This is a genomic window from Nostoc sp. NMS8 (assembly GCF_017115045.1).
Classification (GTDB): Bacteria; Cyanobacteriota; Cyanobacteriia; order Cyanobacteriales; family Nostocaceae; genus Nostoc.
This window is the reverse complement of the sequence record NZ_JABXKK010000082.1, coordinates 26,056-37,637: the sequence shown is the minus strand read 5'-3', so window position 1 is coordinate 37,637 and position 11,582 is coordinate 26,056. Positions and strand designations below refer to the sequence as shown.

8 protein-coding genes and 1 tRNA gene are annotated in these 11,582 nt (G+C 43.1%); 3 read left to right on the top strand and 6 right to left on the bottom strand.

The window, feature by feature from the left end:
- Positions 1 to 32: 32 nt before the first annotated feature.
- Positions 33 to 1,037, bottom strand: coding sequence for a phosphoribulokinase (locus HWQ39_RS15180; protein ID WP_292846298.1), 1,005 nt, complete (start codon positions 1,035 to 1,037; stop codon positions 33 to 35).
- Between the two features lie 1,197 nt (positions 1,038 to 2,234).
- Here HWQ39_RS15180 and petH point away from each other — a divergent pair.
- Together petH and HWQ39_RS15170 are read left to right on the top strand one after the other, a co-directional pair.
- Entirely contained in the window at positions 2,235 to 3,581 is a 1,347-nt protein-coding gene (gene petH / locus HWQ39_RS15175) for a ferredoxin--NADP reductase (RefSeq protein ID WP_292846295.1), read from the top strand.
- A gap of 264 nt (positions 3,582 to 3,845) precedes the next feature.
- Complete coding sequence (locus tag HWQ39_RS15170; protein WP_292846292.1) at positions 3,846 to 5,132, top strand: homoserine dehydrogenase; 1,287 nt, start codon at positions 3,846 to 3,848, stop codon at positions 5,130 to 5,132.
- Positions 5,133 to 5,402: 270 nt separating this feature from the next.
- Here the strand turns inward: HWQ39_RS15170 and HWQ39_RS15165 are convergent, their stop codons facing one another.
- Positions 5,403 to 5,663: a hypothetical protein gene (locus tag HWQ39_RS15165; protein ID WP_292846289.1), complete on the bottom strand. Its 261-nt coding sequence runs from the start codon at positions 5,661 to 5,663 to the stop codon at positions 5,403 to 5,405.
- A gap of 288 nt (positions 5,664 to 5,951) precedes the next feature.
- Here HWQ39_RS15165 and HWQ39_RS15160 point away from each other — a divergent pair, with 288 nt between their 5' ends.
- Complete coding sequence (locus tag HWQ39_RS15160) at positions 5,952 to 6,104, top strand: hypothetical protein (RefSeq protein ID WP_292846286.1); 153 nt, start codon at positions 5,952 to 5,954, stop codon at positions 6,102 to 6,104.
- Positions 6,105 to 6,139: 35 nt separating this feature from the next.
- On the opposite strand, the gene HWQ39_RS15155 is transcribed toward HWQ39_RS15160, so the two are convergent.
- The 4 genes from HWQ39_RS15155 to gshA form a co-directional block, all read right to left on the bottom strand.
- Positions 6,140 to 6,213, bottom strand: a tRNA-Met gene (locus tag HWQ39_RS15155).
- Between the two features lie 166 nt (positions 6,214 to 6,379).
- Complete coding sequence (locus HWQ39_RS15150) at positions 6,380 to 8,677, bottom strand: peptidoglycan DD-metalloendopeptidase family protein (protein ID WP_292846283.1); 2,298 nt, start codon at positions 8,675 to 8,677, stop codon at positions 6,380 to 6,382.
- Between the two features lie 793 nt (positions 8,678 to 9,470).
- A complete protein-coding gene (locus HWQ39_RS15145; protein ID WP_292846280.1) occupies positions 9,471 to 9,932 on the bottom strand; it encodes a tRNA (cytidine(34)-2'-O)-methyltransferase in 462 nt (153 codons plus the stop codon).
- Positions 9,933 to 10,259: 327 nt separating this feature from the next.
- A complete protein-coding gene (gene gshA / locus HWQ39_RS15140) occupies positions 10,260 to 11,399 on the bottom strand; it encodes a glutamate--cysteine ligase (RefSeq protein WP_292846277.1) in 1,140 nt (379 codons plus the stop codon).
- Positions 11,400 to 11,582 lie beyond the last annotated feature (183 nt).

The following is an 11,582-nucleotide window of genomic DNA, read 5'->3' as shown; positions in this document are numbered from 1 at the left end:
TCCCCACAAACTTTGACACAAACACTGCTGCTTTAAACCTGAACCGCTAACTTTGCTTCTGTAGCTGTCAAACGCTCATAGGCAGCACGCATCTTCAAACCTGTAAGCACTTGGAAGAAACCAGTACCATTATTGGAACCTGGATACTCACGGTGCTGGAGTAACAAGTGAGTCAATTCACCCTGATATTTGGTGGATGTATTGCTGAGATGGGTTTCGATGTAAATTACTTCTTCTAAGTTGTCAAATTGACCATCAACCTCTAGTACTGAGACATAGCGGCCGTAGTAAACATCTGAACCGTAGTACAACTGCATACCAGGGTAAGAACAGGTCAGCTTGCGTCCACAAGGAGTCCAATTAATTGTTGACCCTTCATCAAATAGATAGGTTGGATCGAAGCCTTCCTTACCTTCCCGCTGGAGCATACGTACCCTTAAGACTCTACGCTCGGTGTCGTTTTTGATCAAGTTTGTGGGTAATACTTGGAGAACTACATCGGCAAATTCTCTTTGTGGCTCAATAAACTTTTCAAAGTCAGGTTTGCGGGAATTGATTTGCGCTAAAACATCTTCGTAGCGATGACCGCGTTCAGCCATATCTCGCTGGATTTTCCAGGCAATTTTGACTTCATCACTAATGTCAAAATAAACACTGAAGTCGATTAGCGATCGCACCCGCTCATCATATAAAGGATGCAGTCCTTCAACAACTATAATGTGATTCGGCTCTACCCGCTCTGCCGGGTCAATCAAGCCGGTTTCGTGGTTGTAAATCGGCTTATCAATAGCTTGACCACTTTTGAGCGCTTTAATTTGCTCATACATCAAGTCAAAATTGTTCGCCCTGGGGTCTAGTGCCGTTATCCCTGTTTCTTTGCGCTGTTTACGATCCAGGGAGTGATAATCATCCAAGCAGATGACTGTCATTAAATCTTCACCAAACAAATCAATCAAACGACGCAAAAACGTAGACTTACCGCATCCAGAGTCTCCGGCTACTCCAATCAGTACCACGCGTTCCGGCTTACTTGTCATAAATCTCCTCTAAAATACTAAAGTTGTGTCAATAATTTTTCACACAGCAGATTCCGAAGCCAGGAGTTTACCTCTTTTGGTTTATCCTGCGTTCTTGCTACCTAGCACATCTATAAGACACCAAACGCGTAGACAACATAATAAGTTGCTACTCGCCGGACTAGCCTGAATGTTGGTGCCGGTAAGTATTTAATCCTAGTGGTACATTTGATTTTAACAGAAGGGGGTATCCCATACAAGATTTGCCTTCAAGAAGAATTAACGTGATTTATCAATGATTTTGTTGATTTAGTTGTTAATTTAAAAATGGGGATCGCCATCGCCGTAAGTGTTGCAGCGCTGTCATTCTGCTACTTGTTACTCTATCTAATCAAGTAGATAAGGTAGAATTTACTCTCGCAGCGAGTTTTTTGATCTTCCTAAATTGTAATTCCGGCTTGACAATGCTTGAGCTATTCACAGCCAAAATCTATCTAACGAATGAGTCAACAACTTGCATTAGTCAATTTATTGCCTGTAAATTTATGGCTATGCTCAAATATAAGTGTCAGTGTTATGGCAAAGTACTGATAGAGGTTGACATATTTTTCACATCAAGTGAAACTAATTATAGTTGCTTAAATCATAGTTATATCTGTAGTGAGATTTGTCCTATCCATGTAATTATCCATAGAAGGGTTATGAATTATAGCTAAATAATATCCTGGTAGAATAGTAGATTTAGAGAAGTAAAATAAATCGGGAGAAAACCTTCCGGGATTTGGGTTTTTCGATTTCAACTCTTGAAATAGGCAAGCACAACGGCAACTTTTGGAGGTAAGTAAACAGAGCGGTAGCTTTTTCTAATTAAAGCACCCCTCCAACAATATCTACTATTGTAAGTTACTTCTTGAGTAGTAAGGTAAAAAGCTATCTCCCTAATGGGGGTGGTAGTTAACGAAAAAAAGATTAAATTGACTCATTATTAACATTCTCCCCAAGACTTATCCTTTACTTTAGAAGGTGAACAGGTGTGTTTTTTGCTATGCCTGCATGTCTTTGGTGAGTGTACTTAGCAAGGCATTAATTTAATGATGCCGTTTTTCCCTCTTTCTCCAGTTTTGTGAAACGAAAATCCGGTAAACTAAAGCTGGCAAGGTAGGGGAATAGTTTTTTTTTTGAAAAACGGTTAAGTAAATTATCGGAGTGGTAGAGCGAATGTACAATCAAGGTGCTGTTGAGGGTGCTGCCAACACAGAATTAGGTAGCCGCATCTTCCTTTATGAAGTAGTGGGTTTGCGTCAGAGTGAAGAAACCGATCAAACTAACTACCCAATTCGGAAAAGTGGCAGTGTGTTCATCAGAGTGCCTTACAACCGGATGAATCAAGAAATGCGACGTATCACTCGTCTAGGCGGCACAATTGTTAGCATCCAGCCTGTAACTGCTTTAGAACCAGTTAATGGTAAAGCCTCATTTGGGAATGCTACAAGCGAAGTCAGCGAGTTAGCGACATCTGGGGAAACTGCTAACAGTGAAGGGAATGGTAAAGCCACACCTGTAAATACTTATAGTGAAGCCAAAGGTTTCGCTAAACCATCAGCTGAAGAACAGCTCAAGAACAAGGACAAGAAAGGCAACACCATGACTCAAGCGAAAGCCAAAAAAGACCACGGTGACGTTCCTGTTAACACTTACCGTCCCAATGCTCCGTTTATTGGCAAGGTAGTATCTAATGAACCGCTAGTCAAAGAAGATGGTATTGGTATTGTTCAACACCTTAAATTTGACATTTCCGCCGGGGATTTGAAGTATATAGAAGGTCAAAGTATTGGGATTATCCCACCAGGATTAGACAAGAACGGCAAACCAGAAAAACTTAGACTCTATTCCATTGCCTCAACTCGTCATGGCGATGATGTGGATGATAAGACAGTATCACTATGCGTCCGCCAATTGGAGTACAAGCACCCAGAAACCAGCGAAACAGTCTATGGGGTTTGCTCTACGCACCTGTGTTTCCTCAAGCCAGGGGAAGAGGTAAAAATTACCGGGCCTGTGGGTAAGGAAATGTTATTACCCGAAGATCCCGAAGCTAATGTCATCATGTTGGCAACTGGAACGGGTATTGCGCCGATGCGGGCTTATCTGTGGCGTCAGTTTAAAGATGCGGAAAGAGCAGCTAACCCAGAATACCAATTTAAAGGATTCTCTTGGCTAATATTTGGCGTTCCAACAACTCCAAACCTTTTATATAAGGAAGAACTGGAAGAAATTCAACAAAAATATCCTGATAACTTCCGTCTGACTGCTGCCATCAGCCGCGAACAAAAAAATCCCCAAGGCGGTAGAATGTACATCCAAGACCGCGTAGCAGAACATGCTGATGAATTGTGGCAATTGATTAAAAATGAAAAAACCCACACCTACATCTGCGGTTTGCGGGGTATGGAAGAAGGTATTGATGCAGCCTTAACAACTGCTGCTGCTAAAGAAGGCGTAACCTGGAGTGATTACCAGAAGCAACTCAAAAAAGCCCATCGCTGGCACGTAGAAACTTACTAATTTAGTCATTAGTCATTAGTCATTAGTTTTAGACAAAGGACGAAGAACAAAGGACAAATGACAAAGGAAGCAGGATAATCAGTAGGTAGGGCAAACGCTCTACCTACAATTGTTTTGTTATGAATATTGTAAATAGCTGAGGCAAGAGTTCTCAGTTCTGAAGAGTACAGTAATAAATAATACTTGTTACTACTCAGCACTCAGCACGGGCTAAACCTTAGCTATCCGCTAACAGCACTAAAAAATAAATTGGGTGCAAAATTTGTGGGTGTGAAACTAGGAATACTGGGATTAGGCACCGTGGGAACGGGAACAGTGCAGCTGTTGCAAGATAGCGCTGGGCGTCACCCATTGTTGCAAGAGATAGAAATTTATCGGGTGGGAGTGCGATCGCTAGATAGACCCCGTGCAGTAGAATTGTCTACGGAAGTATTAACTACAGATTTAGATTCTATTGTCAACGATCCAGCGGTAGATATAGTTGTCGAGGTGATGGGCGGACTAGAGCCAGCGCGATCGCTAATTCTCAAAGCTTTAAGTAATGGTAAGCATGTAGTCACCGCCAATAAAGCAGCGATCGCCCGTTTTGGGGCAGAAATTTTCACAACTGCCAATCAAGCCGGCGTCTACGTCATGCTAGAAGCTGCTGTGGGTGGTGGAATTCCGGTGATTCAACCCCTGAAGCAGTCTTTAAGCGTTAACCGCATTCACACAATAACCGGTATCGTTAACGGTACAACGAACTACATCCTGACACGGATGCAAACAGAAGGCAGTAACTTTAACGATGTCTTAGCTGATGCCCAGCGATTGGGTTATGCTGAGGCTGACCCCACAGCCGATGTCGATGGTTTAGACGCAGGCGATAAAATTGCTATCCTTGCATCATTAGGCTTTGGTGGACGGATAAACTTACAAGATGTTTATACTGAAGGAATTCGGCAAGTCAGTAAGACAGATATTGCCTACGCCGAAAAATTGGGATTTGTGATTAAATTGTTAGCGATCGCTAAACGTGATACTGTCTCATCTCCTCTGTCCGTCAGAGTTCATCCGACGTTAGTGCCCAAAACCCATCCTTTGGCTAGCATCAACGGCGTTTACAATGCCATTCTTGTCGAAGGAGAACCAATCGGGCAAGTAATGTTTTTTGGACCTGGTGCTGGTGCTGGTGCAACCGCAAGTGCTGTAACATCAGATATTTTAAATTTAGTTGCTGTCCTAAAAACCAATACAGCAGTTGCAAATCCCTTATTAACTTGTGGACATCAAGAATACTGTCAAATTGCACCGATGGCAGAATTGATAACTCGGTTTTACGCCCGTTTCCTCACCAATGACCAACCTGGAGTTATCGGGAAATTGGGGACTTGCTTTGGTAACTATGGCGTTAGCTTAGAGTCAATTGTCCAAACTGGCTTTCAAGGGGAACTTGCAGAGATTGTAGTTGTTACCCATGATGTGCGAGAAGGTAATTTTCGGCAAGCTTTGGCAGAAATTCGGGATTTGTCAGCAATTGAAAGCATTCCTAGCTTACTACGTGTACTTTGAGATTATCGATTTAGCGATCGCTCGGTGTTGAACTAGAAGTATAGGTTTTTAGCTTTAAGGTGCGATTGCTGCGACTTTACCGGAGGCGATCGCGCCAATTTTGGATTTGCCTGGGGAAGGTAAACAAGTAATGGACTAGGTACGTAGAGACGCGAAATTTCGCGTCTCTGTCATTTGGGGAGATAGTAGGATTGAAGTACACCAGTTAAAAAGCCTCATTTAATAATGTAGCAATACTAAGGAATATGGATTAAATAAGATTTAGAATTATCACACCTGTGGCTTGGCAGTATAATTCCATTGGGGCAAATAATCATCAAACACAATTTTCATCGTTTGCTTGAAATCCCCTGTGACTTTGCGACCTGTTTTATATACCTGAGTCAAGATAGTTGTAAACACCTTCAGACCAGTTTGGGTCTTGGCATTTGCCATCAAGTTTTTAACCATTTCGACCGAATCGAAAATCACGCCCTGACAAACACGGGTCAGATGTGGAAACAGCCGATGCTCAATAGGGTTGTTGTACATTCATAAATTAGATGTCGTAGTTTAACAAATTAATGTCGTTAATTTTATCCTGCAAAAAGCTTGCTACACAAGGTTTTTATTAATTTATATGATTATTCAAAAGCGAATAGAGATTTTCAATGTTTTCACAAATTGAGGTCACAAAACCAAAAAATTCATATTTTAATGGTCGTTTATTTTCTTCTCTAAAAAAGTCTACTATTAAAGTATTTCATAAATTAGATGTCGCATTCTTGATAGCGGCAATGTGTTTATTTATATAAGGGGTAAAACCTGAGTAATAGTGGTATGGACTGCATCAGTGTTGAAAAATTAACTGCGCTAGTCTGCTGGCGATCGCATTCCGCGCAAACTCAAGCTGTTGATTCAGCTTTGTATTTAGAATGCGTAGGTGCAGCCCGTCGTAGACATCGCTCTCCAGACAAAGCCCAGATGGATTGACATGAATGTGCATTTATGCAGTCTTACTTTTAAAGTGGCTCAGGTCGGAGTTGAACCAACGACCCCAGGCTTATGAGTCCCGTGCTCTAACCAACTGAGCTACTGAGCCATGTTTTTCCAAATTACCTATTAATATAGCATACAAATTTGCTTAAGACTAGACCCTTTTACAATTTTATTAGAATATTCATCCCTGTTGAGGACATAAAAAGCAAAAGAGGGAGGTAAACTCCCTCAACGAACAAGGCAATAATTTAGTTACAGACAGCCAATAATTACAGGCGTTGCGGTAGGAAAGCTATTGGGTTAACAGCGCCTTTGCCTGCTGGATGAACTTCAAAATGGCAGTGTGTACCAGTGCTGTGACCAGTAGTACCCATTAAAGCAATTATTTCTCCTTGATGTACCTGCTGACCCGGTTGCACCAGAATCTTGCTGTTATGGGCATAGCGGGTCGAACTGCCATCAGGATGGTGGATTTCGACGAGGTTGCCATAGCCACCATTGTTCCAGCCAGCCTTCTCTATCGTACCGTCAGCAGAGGCAACAACTGGCGTGCCAGTGGAGTTAGCAATATCAATTCCCTTGTGGGGTCTTCCCCAGCGCATACCAAAGCCAGAAGTGAGAGTACCCTTCGTTGGCCAAATATAAGCCAAGGTCGAAGTAGATGGAGGAGGTGTAAGTTCGTCAATGGGTCTGGGCAGATATTGATCCACTGCTGCCAAAGGCGGCATTGTTTGTGGAGAAACTGTTGTTCCCCGCATCTTTCCTAAGGAGTCAGAGGCATTGACTCTTCCCGAAGGCGTTATAACCCTTGTGGCAGACTGAGTGCGAGAGGGAGTCCATTGACTAGCAGACCCTAGATTAGGCACGAACTCTGGGTTTACTGGTTCGCTAGGGCGTACACTAGTACGGAATTGGGGGTTAATTGGCTGAACGCTATAGTTGGATCTACTAATAGGCGTAGGAACTGGAATTGGTATCGCTACACTATTTGGTCTAGATACAGGGTTGGGTACAGTGAAATTATTAGGCGTAGCAACAGGAGTGAGCAACGCAGCATTATTAGCTTCAGTTGCTACTTCTGGCACAACTAAGTTCCCAGACTGTTGAGCGCGATATTTCTGCTGTAACCTCTGAATTTCCGCTTGTAAGCCCCGCAAGCGGTCATTATTGTTATTGCTTGCCCTTGCTACCCTATTTGCTGGTGTTTTCGGCTGTTGCATTTCGGCAAAAGCTGTTGGCACTGGAGTGTCACCACCGACGCCATAAGACCTAGCTGTGGGGGAAGTTGTTTCTAAGTCGGTCGCACTATTTGCCTGAACCTGGACAGTTACCGGTGTAGGGACGGCAATGCGAGTGTTGTCGGCAATAGCTGGTGATGGTGAACTAGGTAAATATGAGTTAGCACTACCAATATTCAAAGGGTAGCTGGCTACTTGTGGAGTTTTACTGGACTCTACAAAAGTTGGCTTATTCGCTACAGTCGTTTCAACTTGAACAGCAGGAATAACTAGTTTTTGACTAATTTGCAGTTCATTTGGATTATTTAGGTTATTTGCCTTAACTAGTTCTGATACTGAAGTATTGTGTCTGCTGGCGATCGCTGCTAGTGTATCTCCAGGCTTTACTTCGTAGGCTGTATGGGTCGCGGAGGCAATAACTGTTGGTGTAGCTGGTACTGGTACAAATGCGCTTGCCTGTGTCTTCTGTTTTAACTTCGATATCAGGTTCGCTTGGCTGGCATCATCAGAAGTGTTCGGCTGGGCTAATACACTATTCTCAACTACAGTTGTCGGCTGTGCCAATTCTATATCAGTTTGTGATAAATTTTTGGTTTCCCCAGACTGCAACTGTGCCAGACTCTTTCTTAAACGGTTTGATTTTTCTTGTAAGCGATTTAGTGCGAACTCTTGTTGCGCCTTAAGTTGTGCATTTATTTCACTGTTGGCCGCGGTTGACGTTGCCACTGTTTGGGGCTGGGCAGTTAGTGATGCGTTTGTACCACCAACATCATCAGCACTATAGTCAGACAGATTATTGACTGTTGGGAAACTAGTCTCGGCTAAGGTATTGTTCAATCCCTGGGCCACTTGGGGCTTCAGGTAGGTAGAATTTTTATAAACTGCTGTTGCTTGAGAAAACGTGTTTGATGCCGGAACTTGCAAAGACATTCCACTTGCCGCGACTTGCCATTTAGCTTCAAGCCCAGGCACTTGTGAAACTGCCGTTGGTTCCACGATCACAGGATTTTCCGGCACGCTCGCTGATGAGACTGCTTGGGACTCCAGCTTTGTGGAGGCGAATTTCACCTCAGTGTCAGGAACAGCAGGAATCGCTGAGGTTGCCTTTTGGCTGCCTACTGGAACCGCTGCTTGGGCTTGATCGCTTTGTCGAGTCACCAAAAGGCTGGTTGCTCCCATAGAGATTGCCAAGCCAATCATGGCGGCTTTTGTCCGCACCCGGCGGTTAACTTTTGGATTCATCACATTTAGCAGTTCTACCGGGGCATCATCGCTGTTGGGGTTATTGTTCAACACAGCTTTTACTCTCTTTTTTAATGCTCGTTTCAAAGACGACCTCCTATGATCTACTAGCGCTTTACTGACCTCGATTTTTCAGTTGGATACTAGTCAATGATTTAGATCACAACGAACGATAGATCGAGATCGCATTCACCAGAGATGCTTACGCAAGATTAACCTGCTTCTCTGATTTAGACAAGTTTACATGTATTAGCAAAACTTAAGATTTGCTGTGTTTACTTGTCCGAACCACTCCTAACACCACTTAGGACATTTTACTTTTTACCATTGTCCGCGCTTGTCTTGCGTCAATCGCGGGGACTGGACAAACCATTTGCCAAGTCCATAGTCGCTGCGGAGAATTCAGTTGCGGTCGACTTCTGGAAAAGTCATGCCCCCTGCTGTAGATATCTTCAAGATATTTCTACGTCATCCGTCTTCTCAACACGAGACTTTACGTTGATTATTCCCTAAAAAACAACCGTATTAACTATCGGCTAGTTTTGGACTGTTTTCTGTACCTTACTGAGCAATAATAGCTCAAATCTAGTACATGAATAGGTTCTAGGGATCTTGTTCCTTGTTTAAAATGTTTCAAATTCATCAAAATCTATCATTCAAATTTGGCAATATCCCAAGTTTTATATACAAATTTCTTATAATAACCTTCCTATGCTTGTAAGTATCTTCCACTACATTTCGGGGATAAATCCAATTTTCGGTATATTGTTTTACATGTTGTTGCTGTCACCACGAAAATTTTTGCCGCCACAAATAAATCTGTTAATAGATTCTTGTAGACTCTCTAAGTAAATATACTTATGAACATAAAGGTAAACAACTATTGTAAATAGCCTAACTGACGACGGGTTTCAAATAATCCAATTGCCACACTTACTGACAGATTCAAACTGCGAACCCCCGGTTGGCTCATGGGAATATAGAGAGTAGCATCGCAATCTGACAGAATTGCTGGTGGTAAGCCCGTGGTTTCACTACCAAACAGCAGCCAATCATCAGGTTGAAATTGAAAGCTTACATAATTACAATTTCCACCAACCGTATAACCTAACCATCTGCCTCCACGCTCCTGATGTACCTTTTTAAAGGCTTCTAGCGATTCGTGATAGTGCAGTTTGACATAAGGCCAGTAGTCTAAGCCTGCTCTTTTGAGGTAGCGATCGCTAATTTCAAACCCCAAAGGCCCCACCAAATGTAACTCTGTACCTGTGGCTGCACAAGTACGGGCAATATTACCTGTATTAGGAGGGATTTGTGGGTTCACTAAAACTACCTGGGGCATTGTCCGTATAATTTGCGTATTGTATAAAACAATCTACTGTCAATGTTAAATCTACCAAAAGGCAGAGGTGATTCATAGGTTTTGTTAATAATAATCAAGTATCCCGCATCGATTAGTTTTTTAAAACGAATCGTAAACTCTCCCAGAGCAATGCCTGAGAGGATATTTGCCTAAAATCGGTGAATATTAAGTTTTGTGTAGAAACACTAAGTATTTGTGTCTTTTTGTTTGAAAAGGGGAGTAGGAAGGGAGCAGGGGAAGAAGAGCTATTTATTGATTATTGACCAATGCCCAATGCCCAATGCCCCATTCCCAATACCTTTTGAGTTAAGCAAGCAAGGACGAACACAATTTGTTTTCGAGTTCGATTTCACGGTGTTGGGTGGCAATAATCGCCTGAGTGATAACGCGTTGGCTGTCAAAACCGACTGTGTGTAATTGCAACCACTGTTGAGCTTCATTGCCTTCGCGGAGGATTTTTTGCAGAGGGGAAAGGAAACAGCTAAAGCCTTGTTGTTTAGCGATCGCCCAAACCTCTTGGTACATTTGAGCAATCCAATCTCTTGCTACAATGCTTCTGCCATCTTGCCAATGCCTCAAATGAGCATCAAGACTACCAGCCGCCGCCGCCGCTTCGTTCTCAGCAGTCAGGGTGACGAGTTCTTCAGGAGAGAAGGTACTTTGAGTTAAAGGATCGATGCTGGGATTTTCGATTATTTGCAATAAACGCGCTTCTAATAAGGCAGTAATGGCTAGCAAGGCAATGGGATCTGTGACTAAATCGCAAATTCGCAGTTCTAGGCGATTCAAGTCATAAGGACGGCGATCGCCATTTGGTCGAACTGATGCCCACAAATGCCGCACGTTTTGCATCGTTCCGGCAACGAGTTGATCCTCCACCCACTGGATATGATCGGCATGGCTGGCAAATAAAGGCACATGGCTAGGCGTTTGGGGAAAGAGGCCCCAACGGGTGGAGTGATAGCCTGTAGTTTTGCCATCTAAGAAGGGAGATGAGGCGCTGAGGGCGAGAAATAGAGGTGCTTCCATGCGGATCGCTCGACACGCCCGCATTAAGACTTCTGGATCGCTGATGCCTATATTTATGTGGACGCTAGCGGTGACTACTTTCGTGCCATAGGTGTTCTCAATGTAGTCATGATAGGGGTTTGCTGGATCGGAGCGGAGAAAGCGATCGCTCCCACCCAAAGATAAAGTACTCCCCGGTATCAGGGTGTAATCGCCCAAGCGATTGAGGTAGTTTCGCAACACTCGCCGGGGACGTAGCAAGGCACACAATAAATTCTCGTAATTCTGGGATGGTTGGGTTATGTATTCGACGTTGCGGCTATCTGGCTCCCGCATAAATTCACCCAAAGCGGCAACAATTTTGTCGGAGAGACCGACGATTTCACCTTGAGGCGTGCCAGTGTACATCTCAATCTCAAAGCCTTTTAATAAGACCACTTTGTTCTCCTCGGCTCTCTCTGCCTATAAATTGTATCGAATTAGACGCACATCTGGATCTATCTTTTAGATAATCAAAGGTTAAGAATCATTTAATTGCGAACTCATGGGAAATCGGAATTATAGATTTCTGGTCTATTTTCAGTAAAATTATTATTACTTAAGTATGAAAACTATCTTAAT

Bases quoted from the DNA above. Each gene is read 5' to 3' on its own strand.
- petH (WP_292846295.1), top strand. From the start codon at position 2,235: ATGTACAATCAAGGTGCTGTTGAGGGTGCTGCCAACACAGAATTAGGT.
- HWQ39_RS15145 (WP_292846280.1), bottom strand. From the start codon at position 9,932: ATGCCCCAGGTAGTTTTAGTGAACCCACAAATCCCTCCTAATACAGGT.
- HWQ39_RS15180 (WP_292846298.1), bottom strand. From the start codon at position 1,037: ATGACAAGTAAGCCGGAACGCGTGGTACTGATTGGAGTAGCCGGAGAC.
- HWQ39_RS15165 (WP_292846289.1), bottom strand. From the start codon at position 5,663: ATGTACAACAACCCTATTGAGCATCGGCTGTTTCCACATCTGACCCGT.
- HWQ39_RS15160 (WP_292846286.1), top strand. From the start codon at position 5,952: ATGGACTGCATCAGTGTTGAAAAATTAACTGCGCTAGTCTGCTGGCGA.